We start from the raw sequence: 16979 nt of genomic DNA, 5'->3' as shown, positions 1-16979 counted from the left end.
CTTAAGATATTGTCAGTTTGTTCGTTCTATTCATTAATACGGCCTTGTATTCTTTAGGGAATACCTTGATGAAGCGGGCCGACTGTGTCGACCAGTCGCTCAGTAAAAACTTCGCTACGCTACTGTCGGTCAGCTGCACATGCATTCTCAACAGGTGCGCAATGCGCAGCTCATCCTGCTCATCAAGCGGATCAAGATCAACCATTTCCTTGTTGCATTTGCTGGCAAAATCCCCTTTCACGTCGTATACCCAAGCTATACCGCCGCTCATTCCAGCTGCAAAGTTAGTTCCTGTGTCACCAATGATCAGCACTTCGCCCCCGGTCATGTACTCACAACCATGTGCACCCAAGCCTTCAACTACCGCGGTTGCACCGGAATTCCTCACAGCAAAACGCTCACCGGCCTGTCCGCGTACATACAGTTCACCCGAGGTGGCACCATACAACGCTACGTTACCAATAATAATGTTCTGTTCAGGCACATATTTCGCTTCGGCGAAAGGATATATAGACAAGCGTGCGCCTGAAAGACCTTTTCCTACATAATCGTTAGCCTCACCTTCAAGCTGCAGCGAGATACCTCTCGTAGCAAAAGCACCAAAGCTCTGTCCGGCAGAACCTTTAAACTTAAAGTTTACAGTGTCGGCCGGAAGTCCCTGGCTTTTATACACCTTAGAAACTTCATTAGACAACATCGTACCTATTGATCGATCCGTATTCTTTACATCGAATTCCGCGTAGATCGGTTCTTTGGTAGCTAACGCAGGCTGAGCCGCTTTGATCAATTGATGATCCAGCACACCCTCGATGCCATGGTCCTGATCTTCGGTTTTGTATAGGCTTAAACCATTATCCGGCGCTTTAAACAAGATCGCGGAGAAGTCGAGGTCCTTCTGTTTCCATTCCGCCTGATCAATCTGGCGTACTTTCAGCATGTCTGCCTGGCCTACCATCTCTTCAACCGTTCTAAAGCCCAGCTCAGCCATGGTTTCCCTCAATTCCTGAGCAAGGAAGTGGAACAGATTTACCACATGATCAGGTTCACCCGTAAACAGTTTTCTAAGGTTCGGATCCTGGGTAGCCACACCTACCGGACAAGTGTTCAGATGGCATTTACGCATCATGATACAACCTGCGGTCACCAGCGCTGCAGTAGCAACACCCCACTCCTCGGCACCAAGCAAGGTAGCAATGGCAATGTCCTTTCCCGTCTTTAATTGTCCGTCAGTCTGCAATACCACACGGCTCCTTAACCTGTTTTTTACCAGTGTCTGATGTGCCTCTGCCAAACCAAGCTCCCATGGCAAGCCAGCGTGCTGTATAGAAGTAAGCGGAGAAGCGCCCGTACCACCATCAAATCCTGAAACAAGAATAACATCAGCATGTGCCTTGGCCACCCCTGCTGCAATGGTGCCGACACCCGCTTTCGATACCAGTTTCACGTTAATACGTGCCTGTCTGTTGGCATTTTTTAAGTCATAGATCAACTGCGCTAAATCCTCAATGGAATAGATGTCGTGATGCGGCGGAGGTGAAATTAAACCAACACCAGGTGTAGCGTGACGTACCTTGGCAATCCAGTCGTCCACTTTATGACCCGGAAGCTGTCCACCTTCACCCGGCTTGGCACCCTGAGCCATCTTGATCTGCAGTTCATCGGCGTTAGTCAGATAATAACTTGTTACCCCAAAACGGGCAGAAGCAATTTGCTTAATAGAAGAACGCATCGAATCACCGTTTGGCAGTGGCTCATAACGCAATTCATCCTCACCACCCTCGCCGGTATTGCTCCTTCCACCTATACGGTTCATCGCAATGGCCAGTGTAGAATGCGCCTCATGAGAAATTGACCCGAAAGACATCGCTCCTGTAGCGAAACGCTTCAGAATATTCTCAACCGGTTCCACTTCTTCGAGAGGGACAGCAGGGCGGTTATAATTAAACTCAAATAATCCCCTAATCGTATAGGCCTGATTGGTCTGGTCGTTGATCAGCTTAGAATATTGCTTATACGTATTGTAATCATTTTTGCGTGTCGCATTTTGAAGCAAATGAATCGTTTGGGGGTTAAACAAGTGCTGTTCACCCTTGCGCTTCCATTTGTAGTTACCGCCTGTTGGCAAAATGGCATCCGGACGGTTAGCCATTTTAAATATGCGGTTGTGCTTAATCAGCGTTTCTTTGGCAATTTCATCCAGGCCAAGTCCGCCGATCCTAGATACCGCACCAGTGAAATATTTATCGACCACACTCTTATTAATGCCCAATATCTCAAAAATCTGAGCCCCGTGATAAGACTGCAGGGTCGAGATACCCATTTTAGAGAATATCTTCAGCAAGCCGTTATTGATTGCGTAAATATAATTCTTGATCAGTTTTTCAGATTTCTCCTGAAGTTCCTGTTCAAAACCAGTGATCGTTTCCAATGCCAGGTATGGGTTTACGGCCGTTGCACCGAAACCTATCAGTGTAGCAAAATGATGCACTTCCCACACATCACCTGCTTCAGCAACAATACCTACAGCACCGCGATAACCTTTGCGGATCAAATGGTGATGCACAGCCGAAACAGCAAGCAGCGACGGGATGGCAGCATGTTCCGAGTCGAGCGCACGATCAGAAAGCACCAAAACCTGGAAGCCATCTTCAACTGCATCCACGGCGTAGCGGCACAAGCGTTGTAAACCTCGTTCTAAGGCACCCGGTGTACCATCAGCCCGGAAATAAGTTTGCAGAGTCTTAGACTGAAACACACCAGTGTCGATACTCCTCAGTTTCTCCAGTTCAAGGTTAGTAAGCACCGGATGCTTTATGCCAACACAGTGACATTGCATCGCATTTTCTTCGAGGATGTTGCCGTTATTGCCCATAAAACCAGCCAGGCTCATCACTACCTTTTCGCGGATCGGATCGATAGGCGGGTTGGTTACCTGCGCAAATAACTGCTTAAAATAAGAAGAAAGATGCTGGGGCTTTTGCGAGAGAACTGCAAGAGGTATATCCGTACCCATTGAACCAACAGGTTCTTTCCCCTCCTTGGCCATAGGCTTCAGGATAAGGTCAACATCCTCACGGCTGTAACCAAACACCTGCTGATATCTGAAGATCGACTCCTGAGACAAATTGCTGAACACGAGTCTCGGCTCAGGAAGCTCCTCCAGTCTAATCTGATACTTATTGATCCAGTCGCCATACGGTTTGTTGCCGCATACTTTCTGTTTTATCTCCTCATCACTGATAATCCTTCCCTGCTCCATGTCTACCACGAACATCTTGCCCGGCGTTAAGCGGCCTTTCTCGATGATTTTGCTTTGATCCAGAGCAACAGCACCAGCTTCGGAAGCCATAATCACGTGGTCATCCGAAGTAATGGCATAACGCTGGGGACGCAAACCATTACGGTCAAGTGTAGCACCGATCAGGTTACCGTCGGTAAATGATACGGCGGCCGGACCATCCCATGGCTCCATCAGCGTAGCATGAAACTTATAGAACGCTTTTTTCAGATCATCCATATCCTCATTGCCATCCCATGCCTCAGGAATAAGCATCATAAGTACATGTGGTAATGAACGGCCTGAATGAAGCAGGAGCTCAACAACATTATCCAGGCAGCCTGAATCCGAATTGGTTTCATCAATAACCGGGAGCAAGATATTCAGTTCCTCCTGTGTAAAATAAGACGAAGCGAAAGATTTAACGCTCGCACGGAACCAGTTCAGGTTACCCTGCAGCGTATTGATCTCGCCGTTATGCGCAATATACCGGAACGGCTGCGCTAACTTCCATGAAGGAAAAGTGTTGGTCGCGAAACGCGAGTGGATCAAACCGAAAGCCGACACAACGCGCTTATCGCTGAGCTCGGTAAAATAAGTCCGAACCTGCATCGAGGTAAGCTGACCTTTATATACGATGGTACGCGAAGAAAAGGAAGCAATATAAAAGCCGCCATTTATTCCTTTTACCGTACTGTTAATGGTTTTAGTCAGGTAGTTTTTAAAAACGTACAGTTTGCGCTCAAAGTCAGCGCCTGCAGATACCGCATGCGGTCTGCCAATAAAAACCTGCTCCATCTCCGGCTCAACCGAAAGTGCCATAGCACCAATACCTTCGGCATTGGTTTGTACTTTTCTAAAGCCAAGTACCTCCAGGTTCAGTTTCTCAGCCGCCCGGTAAATGATCTCCCTGCATTCCTCTCTTGCCTTCACATCTTTTGGCAGGAAAAGCATTCCGACGCCGTAGTCTCCAGATTCGTTCAGGCTGAACCCGATCTTCAGACACTCATCATACAGGAATTCATGCGGTATCTGAATCATGATACCCGCACCGTCCCCTGTGTTGATTTCGGCTCCGCATGCTCCGCGGTGATCAAGATTTTCAAGAATGGTTATGGCGTCCGAAACGATCTGCTGAGACTTTCTTCCCTTAATATGGGCTACAAAGCCTATACCACATGCATCGTGCTCAAAACGCTGGTCGTATAACCCTTGGTTATCTTGTTTTTGTTCCATAAGTCCGTTTAAAATATTTAGTTTGGTATAGTGTATTTCTGACACTAAGATATAAAATAAATTCCATGAATTATAATATTCGCATGTTTTTTAGGAAAAATCCGGATGTTTTAAAAAAATACGAACCCATATTGTAATATTAGCAAATTACATCGCATAAAAATGACAGAATCACAAATCTGCAATTTAGAATAATTTTGCATAAGGCTTCCGGTAACCGTACCAGGAGCGAAAACGATAATTTGGATAAACAATATCGCAGAAAATATTTAAAAATCCAATTAATTTATGATCAGTTTGTTAGCCGGCATGAGCCCCCTACTTCACAACTAAATGTAATTTCACCCTTTGCAGATCGATGTCTTTTACTACATTTGTGCCGGGCAAGTCTTTTACGATCAGCTCCCTTTGAACTCCCCCAGGGTGGGAACGCAGCAAGGGTAGAAGGTTGTAGCGATGCGATAAGAGGTGCTTGCCCATTTTTTTCTTCCTTGGGTAAACATTATTCTTTTTGATTTAAAACCCCATAACTAGCATATGAAATTTTTTATTGACACAGCCAACCTAGATCAGATCAGAGAGGCTCAGGACCTTGGCGTATTGGATGGCGTAACCACGAATCCAAGCCTCATGGCAAAAGAAGGCATCACCGGCGATGCTAATGTAACGGCTCATTATAAGGCGATATGTGATATTGTAGACGATAATGTAAGCGCCGAGGTTATTGCCACTACGTATAACGAGATCGTTCAGGAAGGTGAAGCACTTGCAGCGCTTAATCCTAAGATCGTGGTTAAAGTACCCATGATCAAAGACGGCATCAAAGCCATCAAACACTTTTCATCCAAAGGCATCCGTACCAACTGTACGTTAATCTTTTCACCAGGCCAGGCATTGCTTGCAGCAAAAGCAGGCGCCACCTATGTTTCCCCCTTCCTCGGACGTCTCGACGACATTTCAACAGACGGGTTGCAGCTCATAGAAGATATACGTGTCATATTTGATAACTATGGATACAAAACACAGATCCTGGCTGCATCGATCCGCGGGCCGCTGCATATCGTTAACTGTGCAAAAATCGGTGCCGATGTGATCACCGGGCCACTAGCCGCGATTACCGCATTACTAAAGCATCCGCTAACTGATACTGGATTGGCCCAGTTCCTGGCCGACCATAAGAAAGCTGCCGAAGCAGGTAAATAATCTACCGGAAATCTTTACTGGTGTTGGCAAACTCAGAGCCTGCCAACACCTCTTTAACGATCTCATAGTCAATCTGCTCGTCCGGCTCAATCAAAATGCCGCGGACGCCCGCAGCATTAGCAGCTTCCACATCGCGAGGCTTATCACCAATCATCACCGATAATTCAGGATCAATATTATACCTGGCTATTGCTTCTTTCAGCATGCCCGGCTTCGGCTTTCTGCAATCACACTCGCCGGAAACCGTTGGATGATGCGGACAGTAATAAGCGTGGGTGATCGTAGCGCCCTGCTGAGCAAATCTCCCAAACAGCGTCTGATGCATTTCTGCCAGCGTTTCTTCCGAGTAACGCTGCTGGGCGATACCGCCCTGGTTGGTAATGATAATGAGCATGTAACCCTCATCATATAATTTTTTCAGCGGTGGGATCTGATATTCCAGTACGTGAAAATCTTCAGGTCTGCAGATGTAATCGTATAGTTCGCGGTTCAAGACGCCATCTCGGTCCAGAAAAACAGCTTTGTTCATTAAAATCAGATTATCGTTGTTTCAAGGGCGTGAATGTAACAATAATTCTAGACTAGGCTGGCACACTGTGTAGAGTTAATGCCAATTCAATTCCTATATTTGGATACGCACACAAGATTTCTTAACAAAAATGAAACAAAAGATTACAAGAATTGCAAGTTTAGCAGGTGTAGCGATGCTTAGTGCCATGACTTTAGGTAGTCAGGCCCAGCAGCGGCCCATTTACACCAAATACGTAAACACCTTTATTGGTACTGCACCACTTACCGATCCCGCTATCCTTGGTTATGAATTGCCGAAAGACTGGCGCTCCTGGGCTGGCCTGGTATTTCCCGGGAGTTCCATGCCAAACGCCATGGTGCAACTCAGCCCTATGACCGAGTATGGCTCGGGAGCAGGATATGAGTATGAAGATGACATTATTTATGGCTTCACGCATACCAACAAAGGCCACTGGAACCTTTGCAATATTCCGGTAATGCCTGTCTGGGCCGGTGGCATCGAAGAGGCTAAAGCAGTTATTGCCGCTTCCGACAATACTATCGAAGGTCGCAGCCGGAATCCAAAAGAATTCGGATCAAAATTTTCCCATAAAAAGGAAAGTGCTGCCCCTGGTTTCTATCAGGTTTATCTCGACAATTACAAAGTTAACGTAAGCCTCACTTCAACACTGCGCTGCGGATACCACCGTTATGCCTTCGAGAACAATACGGGCCGGCAAGTTATTTTCGACCTCGGCCGCTCAAACAACCGGATATCCGACTGGAACATTGAACAGGAAGGCAGCAATGTCATAAAGGGATCGCAGCGTCCCGGCGAACGCATCTATTTTTACGCCATCCTGAATACCAATATTGAGAAGATTGAAAAAACCGATGAAGGCAAAGCCGGCGGCTACGCGCGTGTCCTGCTCTCCGACGCGGGTAAAGGTCCCGTAGAAATGAAGATCGGAATCTCTTTTGTAAGTACAGAAAATGCTAAAGAAAATTTGGAGAAAGAGATCGGAGGCAAATCGTTCGAGACCATACATCAGCAAGCCACTCAGGAATGGGAAAAAGTACTTAGCAAGATACAGGTAAAGGGCGGTACCGATAAACAACGTCAAATGTTCTATTCCTGCTTCTATCGTTCATTGCTTTGGCCAGCCTTGCGCAGCGACGTAAACGGGGAGTATGTAGACCGCAAGCGTAATGTTGTCAAGGCCGACTTCAACTATTACACGGAACCCTCGCTCTGGGATACCTATCGCAACAAAGACGTTTTTCTGGGTATTATTTCACCAAAAGTTACGTTGGACGTGATCAAGTCCATGAAAGACGTTGGCGACAAAACCGGTTTCATTCCAACCTTTTTCCACGGCGATCATGGCGCCTCCTCCATTGCAGGGGCCTACCTGCGCGGAATTACCGACTTTGATGTGAAAGGCACTTACGAGATCCTCTTAAAGAACGCTAATGTTGAAGGTGGGGCACGTCCACACATCAAGGAATATATCGAAAAAGGCTATATCTCCGATCCCGATATTGCAAACCCTCATGTAGAAACCAAGGCAAAAGCCGGCGTTTCTAAAACACTGGAATATGCTTATGACGACTATTCATTAGCGCAGCTCTCTAAGGTTCTTGGTGATAGCGCCAACTACCGCAGCCTGATGCAGCGCTCGAAAAATTATAAGAATATGTTCGATCCGGAGACCAGGTTTATGCGCGGGCGACTGGAGAATGGTGAATGGATCAAGAACTTTAACCCCCAGTATCCATACTATGAATACATGTACCGCGAGGCAAATGCCTGGCAGGTATCCTTCTTTGCCCCGCACGATATGCCCGGACTTATTGAGCTGTACGGCGGGCCGAAAGGTTTCGAATCTAAACTTGACTCTTTGTTTACCGTTCCATGGAACCCTAAGCACATCGCGAGAAACGTGGAGACGATGGTTGGACAATACTGTCACGGTAACCAGCCAGATCACGAGGCTCCCTTCGCATACTACTTCATCAATAAGCCCGAAAAATCGCAGAAGATGCTGGATCATATCATGAACAACCTTTACGGTATTGGTCCGGAAGGTCTGGCCTATTCAGGCATGGACGATGCCGGAGAGATGTCGGCCTGGTACGCATTTACGGCACTTGGTCTTTATACCTTCTCGGCCACCGATCCTGAATATCTCGTAACCGTTCCGCTGTTCGACGAAGTAAAATGGACCTCAGAGAACGGAAAGGTGCTTACGATAAGCAAACCTGGAAAAGGCCGTGCGCTTACAGGCATAAAAGTTAACGGTAAAACGCACAAAGGTTATTTTGTGCCGCATGATTTATTTAAAACCGGCGGCAAGATCGAGGTACTTACAAAATAGACATGCCTTATCAGCTACTGAAAAAAATAAGGAAATAAGGCCGGTAATACCGGCCTTATTTCTTTTACTAAGTTAAACTCTTCTTAATAATATCGCGGATCACATCGTCCAGTTCCTTGGCAGAAGTATTAAGATAATTCAGCAGTTCCGTTTCTTTTGCCGTATTACCTGCCTGCGCATTAAGCAATTCCACGATACCTAAAACCCGCGCCAGCGGCGCACGCACCAGATGGGTCTGTGCCCAGGCAATATCGCGCAGCTGCCGGTTTTGCTTTTCTGTTTCGGTAATGTCAAGGCAGGCGCCGATCATTTTTTGCGGCACACCATTTTCACATTTCAGCCTGCCCCAGGAACGGAGAAAGCGGATCTCACCGTCCGGGCGTACAATGCGTTCGTCAAACTGCGTGTCTTCATGGGTCGACAATACCCTTTGGATCTTGTCGTAAACCATTTTGCGGTCATCCGGATGCAGCAGTTCCTGATAACCTTCAAACGTGGCCTTAAACTGATGTTTGTCCAAGCCATATATATCATAAAGCGAATCAGACCAGGTAACCCTGTTATTGATGATATCCCACGACCAGTTGCCGAAGCGTGCAAGTTCCTGCGCCTGGCTCATCAGCAGCATCGTGTCGTTCAACTCCTCTGCATAATTGTTCAGATCCTGCCGCGCGTACGGCGGTAAATTATACAGTCGCCGGGTATCGTGTAAGTTTAGCATGGTCCATCATTTTTCAATGAATATACCATTTTATTGATCAACTTAAAATAGCCCGCCTCCTTTATCCGGCCGAAACAAGGGCTGCAATGTCCAGCTTCCGCATCTTCATCAGGGCACCGGCAACATGCTGCGCTTTATGCGGATCACTCATCAGTTCGCCAAGGATCGATGGTACCACCTGCCACCACATGCCAAATTCATCAGCACACCAGCCGCACATACTTTCCTGTCCTTTTTCCGTAAATGCATTCCAGTAATAATCGATTTCCTCCTGCGTATCACAACTGATCACCATCGATACACCTTCGCTGAACGTAAATGGCTGGGCTACCCCACTATCCATAGCCATAAACGGCGTGTTGTTTAACCGGAAGCGCGCGTGGACAACCGATGCATCAACCTGGGTCTGCCCTTCGGCATAGTGCGCCACAAGTTCTACGGCTGATTCAGGAAATACCGAAGTGTAAAAAGCTATGGCCTTCTCCGCCCGTCCCTGCTGCTCACCGCAAAACATCAGCAGCGGAACGATCGCCTGTCCCACATCGCTCACCCGGCCAAGGCTAAGCTGCCAGCTAAAGCCATACCTGTCCTGCACCCAGCCATAAAGCGTGCTCCATTCGTACTTATCAAGCGGCATCAACACCATCCCTCCTTCTGCCAGCGCATTCCATATACTTCTCAGCTCCGTTTCCGTCTCAACTGTTGCGAAAAACGACACCGAAGGATTAGGCTTAAACATGGGTCCCCCGTTCAGGCCCATAAACATCAGCCCCTCCAGTTCAAAGCTGGTTACCATCGGGGTACATTGCTTTAGCGAGGAGTTTTTAAACAGTGAACAATAAAACCGGGCGGCCTGCTCTGCATTACCGTCAAACCACAAACAAGGGTAAATCGCATTTTTCATACGCTTAAAATTTAATTCAATAAGCACAAATGTAAACAGGATGTGTGCCCCGAGGTACTGGTCAATGCTGTCAAAATACGGGGTGATTTGCGACACCTTTTTTCTATATTTGATTTTCGCAATGGAAAAACTAAAAGCCACAACCATCGAGGAATTTTATAAAGAGCATGCTTTTCTGGTTCCCGAAGGCATTAGCCGTGAAATAGGTCATTTCAACGTCTTCAATATCTCAGACCTGATCAAGGCTGGAAATGGAAAGGCAGTGATGCCGTACAACCGGCGGGCCTACTACAAGATCAGCCTGATCCGCGGCCGAAACAAAGCAGAATATGCCGATAAGGTAATCGATATAGACAGCAACGCCCTGCTGTTTGCCACGCCCAAGATTCCGTACAACTATGTGCCCTTAGATCAGGATCAAAGCGGGAGCTTCTGCATATTTACCGCCGACTTCCTCGTAGCAAACAAGAGCGGGGTAGTACTGGATCAGCTCCCTATCTTTCAGCCAGGCGGCTACCCGGTGCTCCAGTTGAGCAGCGAGGATGCCGAAGCCATCGCAGCCATCTTTGCAAAAATGCATAAAGAACTATCATCCAGCTATCTTTATAAATATGACCTTATCCGGAACTATGTGCTCGAACTGATTCACTACGGTCAGAAATTACAACCTGCCTTAGTGATGTACCCCGCTCATTCGGCTTCTGCCAGAGTATCTTCACTTTTCATCGAGCTGCTCGAACGGCAGTTCCCGATCGAGTCGCCCAATCAAAGCATCCATCTTAGAACAGCAAAGGATTATGCCGACCGTCTGGCGGTGCATGTAAACCATTTAAATAAAGTTTTAAAGGAAAACACCGGAAAAACGACAACGGAATTGATTGCAACACGTGTTGTTCAGGAAGCTAAAATCCTGCTGAAGCAAACCGACTGGAATATCTCCGAGATATCTTATTGTCTGGGTTTTGAGCAGGTTGCACATTTCTCTAACTTCTTTAAAAAGCAAACCTCACTCGCTCCCATTAGTTTCAGAAACTGAGCTGTGCAAAGCTTGCGTGTGCTGAACATGATTACTGCACATTGATTTGAATTTTGCAAATATCCGATTGATCGGTACAAACTGCCAGCATACATCCCTGCGGATATTTGTGCAATAAAAAATCATTATAGTTATGGCAGCACAAAACAAAATAGCCTTGGTAACCGGCGGCAGCCGCGGACTTGGCAAAGACATGGTCATTAATCTGGCTAAACAGAACATCGACGTCTTGTTTACCTATCACAGCAATAAGGCAGCAGCCGATGAGGTTGTGGCAGAGGTTAAGGCATTAGGGCCACAGGCCTCGGCCTTTCAACTGGATACCGGCGACATTAAATCCTTCGATCCTTTTTATGAAGAAGTGTCGGCTTATCTTAACCAGACATACGGCGTTTCCAGGTTCGACTTTCTGGTCAACAATGCCGGAACAGCGCTTTACGCTCCATTTGCCGAAACCACTGAGGAACAGTTCGATACCGCACTTAACATTCACTATAAAGGGGTTTTCTTCTTGACACAGAAAGCTTTACCTTTACTTAATGATGGGGGCCGCATCATAAATATCTCTTCCGGACTGGCCAGGTTTGCTTTTGCGGGCTCCTCTGCTTACGGTTCAATGAAGGGGGCAATTGAAGTGCTTACCCGCTACCTGGCCAAAGAGCTTGGTCCGCGCCGCATCACTGCAAATGTTGTGGCTCCGGGGGCAATTGCTACAGACTTTGGCGGAGGCCGGGTACGGGACGATAAGGACATGAACGCACACATTGCCGGGGTTACCGCATTAGGGCGGGTGGGCCAACCTGAAGATATTGGCGGCGTTGTCGCCTTTCTATGCACCGAAGAGGCCAGATGGATCAATGCCCAGCGTATAGAGGTTTCGGGCGGAACCCTGATTTAGCCACCATGTCGTTTTACCGGAATAGGGTCGTAATAAGGTGCTAATAGGGTCATAATAGGGTACTCACAAGATCGGAAACTTATTGTCAGTTGATCAGGAGCCTAATGGCATCCTATGCTCAGGTTAATGCGGTACTACAGTTAATTTTGTCGGGTGAAATTTAAATGGTAACTTAGTTGAAGTTAATATTTATTCACTAAAATAAAAAAAGATGGCAAAATTAATCAATGGTCTCCTGGGAGGCCTGAAAGGAAAAATCGGACCTGCAGTGGGGTATTACCTGAACAATGAACCGCACATACGGGCATTACCAAGACCAAAGCGTTACACAGCAGCGGAAAGGCGTAACCACGAAAAATTCAAGATGGTGCAGGATCACCTGCTGCCGATCAAGGATTTGCTGAAGGTAGGCTTCAAAAACTACTACACCAAAACGGGTGGTTACCGCGCTGCAGTATCGTACACCAGGAAAGTTGCACTTATTAGTGAGGCGGAGGGCTTTTATATTGATCCCACCCTTCTTAGGTTTAGCGGAGGCAACCTGCCGGGTGCTCTGGCCCCGGTTATGGGCTTTGCGACTGGCCTAAACCTGCGGATCAGTTGGAATACAGCAAGCCTCGAATGGCGATACCGTTACGACCAGCTGATGGTGCTTATCTATGACCTGAATGATTTTAAGGCAATTAAGATCGGGCTGGAAGGTCCTTTCAGAAACCAGGGCTATTATGAGGTCGATCTTTCTAACCACTTTAAAGGTAAGGCCGTACATGTGTATATTGGTTTCGTAGCTAGTGACCGGAGCATGCAGAGCAACACGCAGTACCTTGGTGTACTGGAAGTTCCCGGATAGCCCGTCTTAGCATCGCGCACTTTCACGTATATTTACGGTAGCTTTAAGTATTTACCGTAAAAACCCGATTGCCAGCCGTCTTGTTCTTTTTATGGATTATTAATTGAAAGATTATGGCGAAGAACAAGAACGGTTTTACACCGCTAAAAGGAAAACCCTCAGGGAACGGCCGGGAAGGCCACCAGTTAAGCGATGCCTTCGGAAGCAGCAATCCTGAACGCGACATCGAGATCACCGAAAAGTACCTCGATGAGAATGAGGAGCCTGCCGCGAGTATTCGTATTAATAACCCTAACAGGCATATTAAACGAAACGGCGGAGGCTCCCCTTCGGCACAAACAGCGGATATGGAAATTCCGGAAATGGATATGCTTACCCGCGAACTATTCGACGAGCTGTCGGGCCATGCCGCAGAACATTGTATTTCGATGTTCCTGCCCACCCATCAGTCGGGCGCAGCAGTAAACGAGAAACAGGATGCCATACGGTACAAAAACGGACTGCAAAATGTGGAAGCACAGTTGGCAGGTCTGGGATTGGGCAGTAGCGAGGCGGACCGGCTGCTCCGGACAGCTTATGAGTTCTACAGGGCCGAACCCATATGGAACCGGCAGTCGAAAGGCCTGGCCGTATTTATTTCCGATGGCTATTTTAAGGCGGTAACTTTGCCCTATACCGTGAAGGAAGAACAGTTCACAGGCCCTGTTTTTATGGTAACTCCCCTGCTCAATGCGATGCACGATCATCACTTCTTCCTGCTTGGGCTAAGTAAGCACGACGCAAAATTCTTCCAGGGCGACTGCTTCGGTATGGAGGAGGTTGACGTACCGGGCTTACCCAACGGTGTGGCCGACGTGGTTCACTTTGAAGAGAAGGGCGGACAGCAGCTGTTCCGTCAGGGAGGTGGAGGAAAAGGCGGCGCCAGCTTCCACGGACATGATCCTGGTCAGCCCGAAGACAAAGAAAATGTGGCGCTTTATTTCAAGGAGGTCGACCGCACACTGTTCGGCGAACAGCTGCACGATGAGCATGCGCCTCTTGTTTTAGCCGGCGTGGATTATCTGATCCCTATCTATCGTGATGCAAGCCGCTACAAACATATTGCTGAAACTTCAATAGGCGGCAATCCGGATTATAAAGACAAACATCAGCTGTTTGCCGAGGTATACCCGATCGTAAAACCTTACTTTGACGAGCCTGTACGTAAAGCGCTTGAAAATTATTATAACCAGATCGCCACCTCACTCACCTCTTCTATGCCCGAGTCGGTAATCCCGGCCAGTTATTATGGCAAGGTGTCCACATTGTTTATCTGCCGCGATGCACATATTTGGGGGAGCTTTGATGAGATGGAAAACCGCCTGGAGATTCATGACGAGCGCCAGCCTGGAGACGTGTGCCTGATTGGCCAGTCTGCCATTAAGGTGATCCAGAACGGCGGTACCGTGCATGTACTCAACACCGAAAAGATGCCACGGGAAGCTGTGATGGCTGCCACAATGCGCTTTTAACGGCTTATAGTTTTAAACTATAACGCTATAGAAATTAATGTTTTGTGATTCGTTTCCATTTCAGGTAATTTTATGATGCAACATTAGAATGCTTAACTCATTTGATCATTCAGTAAAATCATAATCATGGAAAACGAATCACAAGACATCAGTAAATGCCCGTTCCATAACGGTAGTATGAAGGAGAATGCCGGCGGCGGCGGTACTCGTAACCGCGACTGGTGGCCCAATCAGCTTAAGTTAAATATTCTTCGTCAGCATTCGTCGCTGTCGGACCCTATGGATCCGGACTTCGACTATGCCGAGGAGTTTAAAACGCTTGATCTGGAAGCATTGAAGCAGGATCTTAATGCATTGATGACCGACTCGCAGGATTGGTGGCCGGCTGATTTTGGCCATTACGGGCCTTTATTCATCCGGATGGCCTGGCACAGTGCTGGTACATACCGGGTGCACGATGGTCGCGGCGGTGCCGGTGCCGGACAGCAGCGATTTGCCCCGCTGAACAGTTGGCCGGATAATGTCAGTCTGGATAAGGCCCGCAGGCTCCTCTGGCCTATCAAGCAAAAGTATGGGCGCAAGATCTCCTGGGCCGACCTGCTGATCCTTACCGGCAACGTGGCGCTGGAATCCATGGGTTTTAAAACTTTCGGCTTTGCTGGAGGTCGTGCCGATGTATGGGAGCCTCAGGAGGATGTTTACTGGGGATCAGAGAAAACATGGCTCGGCGGCGATCTGCGATATTCGCACGGGTCTGAGGGTGTAGCGCCGCACTCGGTGCTGGTGTCTGATGATGACGCCGATGGAAAAATACACTCCCGCGATCTGGAAAAACCACTTGCTGCAGTGCAGATGGGCTTGATTTACGTAAACCCCGAAGGTCCGGATGGCAACCCCGATCCTATCGCAGCCGCTAAGGACATCCGGGATACTTTTGGCCGTATGGCTATGGACGATGAGGAAACTGTTGCGCTTATAGCCGGCGGACATAGTTTCGGTAAGACCCACGGTGCTGCACCATCGGCCCATGTGGGCAATGAACCGGAAGCCTCAGATCTGGAAATGCAAGGACTAGGATGGAAAAACAATTATGGTACAGGCAAGGGTGCAGACACAATTACCAGCGGTTTGGAGGTTACCTGGACCAAAACACCTACGCAGTGGAGCAATAACTTTTTTGAAAACCTGTTTGGATTTGAATGGCAGCTTTCAAAGAGTCCGGCCGGTGCACATCAATGGATAGCAACCAACGCTGAACGTATCATTCCTGACGCCCATGACGGTTCAAAGCAGCACTTTCCTACCATGCTCACCACCGATTTGTCGTTACGCTTTGATCCGGTTTATGAAAAAATATCGCGCCGCTTTCTGGAAGATCCGGATGCCTTCGCAGATGCCTTTGCACGTGCGTGGTTTAAACTTACGCACCGGGATATGGGCCCGCGGTCAAGGTATCTCGGTCCGGATGTACCTGCAGAAGAACTGATCTGGCAGGATCCCGTTCCGGCGGTCGACCATGTACTGATCGATGCGCAGGATATCAACGACCTGAAAGCACGGATCCTCGAATCAGGATTAAGCATTTCCGAACTGATCTCTACCGCATGGGCTTCGGCCTCTACTTTTCGGGGCTCCGACAAGCGTGGTGGTGCTAATGGTGCACGCATCCGCCTGGCGCCTCAACGCTACTGGCAGGTTAACAACCCGGCTCAACTGCAAAAAGTGCTTGATGTGCTGACCCGCATTCAGCAGGAATTTAATACTGCGCAGTTGACCGGAAAAAAGGTATCCCTCGCCGATCTGATCGTGCTTGGCGGTAGTGCCGCGGTAGAAAAAGCCGCCCTGCAGGCTGGTCACGCAATCAGCGTTCCTTTCAGTCCGGGCCGTACAGACGCTACCCAGGACCAAACTGATGTGCACTCTGTGAGCTTTTTAGAGCCGGCTGCCGATGGCTTCCGCAACTACCGGAGATCCGTTTCAAGCGTGTCTACTGAAGCGCTGCTCATTGACAAGGCCCAACTGCTTACACTTACGGCGCCTGAGCTTACGGTGTTGGTAGGCGGATTACGTGTTCTTGAAGCGAATTACGATGGCTCAAAACATGGTGTATTTACTTCAAGACCAGGCGTATTGAGTACCGACTTCTTTGTGAACCTGCTCGACATGAGCACCGCATGGAAGGCAGTTGGCCCAGATAAAGAACTTTATCAGGGAAGCGATCGCAGTACAGGAGAGCTAAGATGGACGGCGACCCGTGCCGATCTGGTATTCGGATCGAACTCAGAACTGCGTGCTGTAGCCGAGGTCTACGCCAGTGCCGATGCGGATGGCAAATTTGTCCGTGACTTCGTTGCTGCCTGGACTAAAGTAATGAACCTTGACAGGTTTGACCTGAAACAGGCAAAATAGCTTTTTAGGAATTATTTCGCTATCATTGGCCGTATAACGCAACATG

11 protein-coding genes and 1 other RNA gene are annotated in these 16979 nt (G+C 48.1%); 8 read left to right on the top strand and 4 right to left on the bottom strand.

Annotated features, from left to right (window positions below):
* Position 1 precedes the first annotated feature (1 nt).
* Positions 2–4513 (bottom strand): glutamate synthase large subunit, encoded by a 4512-nt coding sequence (gene gltB / locus QEP07_RS02100; protein WP_285008303.1) that lies wholly within the window; start codon positions 4511–4513, stop codon positions 2–4.
* A gap of 381 nt (positions 4514–4894) precedes the next feature.
* Between gltB and ffs the strand changes: the two genes are divergently transcribed.
* An RNA gene (ffs, locus tag QEP07_RS02095) (signal recognition particle sRNA small type) lies at positions 4895–4994 on the top strand.
* Positions 4995–5050: 56 nt separating this feature from the next.
* Positions 5051–5716 carry a fructose-6-phosphate aldolase gene (gene fsa / locus QEP07_RS02090; protein ID WP_256005977.1) on the top strand — a complete coding sequence of 222 codons (666 nt, stop codon included), beginning with the start codon at positions 5051–5053 and terminating at the stop codon, positions 5714–5716.
* Position 5717: 1 nt separating this feature from the next.
* Here the strand turns inward: fsa and QEP07_RS02085 are convergent, their stop codons facing one another.
* Complete coding sequence (locus tag QEP07_RS02085) at positions 5718–6245, bottom strand: D-glycero-alpha-D-manno-heptose-1,7-bisphosphate 7-phosphatase (RefSeq protein ID WP_285008302.1); 528 nt, start codon at positions 6243–6245, stop codon at positions 5718–5720.
* Between the two features lie 130 nt (positions 6246–6375).
* Between QEP07_RS02085 and QEP07_RS02080 the strand changes: the two genes are divergently transcribed.
* Positions 6376–8604, top strand: a complete 2229-nt coding sequence (locus QEP07_RS02080; RefSeq protein ID WP_285008301.1) for a GH92 family glycosyl hydrolase — start codon at positions 6376–6378, stop codon at positions 8602–8604.
* A 67-nt stretch (positions 8605–8671) separates the two neighbouring features.
* On the opposite strand, the gene QEP07_RS02075 is transcribed toward QEP07_RS02080, so the two are convergent.
* The gene (locus QEP07_RS02075; RefSeq protein ID WP_285008300.1) at positions 8672–9325 is read right to left on the bottom strand and encodes a PAS domain-containing protein; all 654 of its coding nucleotides are present in this window, start codon (positions 9323–9325) and stop codon (positions 8672–8674) included.
* A 61-nt stretch (positions 9326–9386) separates the two neighbouring features.
* Complete coding sequence (locus QEP07_RS02070; RefSeq protein WP_285008299.1) at positions 9387–10229, bottom strand: VOC family protein; 843 nt, start codon at positions 10227–10229, stop codon at positions 9387–9389.
* 121 nt (positions 10230–10350) lie between these two features.
* On the opposite strand from QEP07_RS02070, the gene QEP07_RS02065 reads away from it, so the two are divergent.
* The 5 genes from QEP07_RS02065 to katG all read left to right on the top strand — a co-directional run bounded on the left by QEP07_RS02065 (position 10351) and on the right by katG (position 16933).
* On the top strand, positions 10351–11265 hold the full coding sequence (locus tag QEP07_RS02065) for a helix-turn-helix domain-containing protein (protein WP_285008298.1): 915 nt from the start codon (positions 10351–10353) through the stop codon (positions 11263–11265).
* Between the two features lie 133 nt (positions 11266–11398).
* Positions 11399–12163, top strand: a complete 765-nt coding sequence (locus QEP07_RS02060) for an SDR family NAD(P)-dependent oxidoreductase (RefSeq protein ID WP_285008297.1) — start codon at positions 11399–11401, stop codon at positions 12161–12163.
* A gap of 211 nt (positions 12164–12374) precedes the next feature.
* The gene (locus tag QEP07_RS02055) at positions 12375–13013 is read left to right on the top strand and encodes a DUF6266 family protein (RefSeq protein WP_285008296.1); all 639 of its coding nucleotides are present in this window, start codon (positions 12375–12377) and stop codon (positions 13011–13013) included.
* Between the two features lie 113 nt (positions 13014–13126).
* Positions 13127–14524 carry a baeRF7 domain-containing protein gene (locus QEP07_RS02050; RefSeq protein ID WP_285008295.1) on the top strand — a complete coding sequence of 466 codons (1398 nt, stop codon included), beginning with the start codon at positions 13127–13129 and terminating at the stop codon, positions 14522–14524.
* Positions 14525–14650: 126 nt separating this feature from the next.
* On the top strand, positions 14651–16933 hold the full coding sequence (gene katG, locus QEP07_RS02045; protein WP_285008294.1) for a catalase/peroxidase HPI: 2283 nt from the start codon (positions 14651–14653) through the stop codon (positions 16931–16933).
* Positions 16934–16979 lie beyond the last annotated feature (46 nt).

The sequence above is a fragment of the Pedobacter faecalis genome, assembly GCF_030182585.1.
GTDB classification, from domain to species: Bacteria; Bacteroidota; Bacteroidia; order Sphingobacteriales; family Sphingobacteriaceae; genus Pedobacter; species Pedobacter faecalis.
Note: the sequence above shows the minus strand (reverse complement) of the source record. Positions and strands in the feature narration are given on the sequence as shown.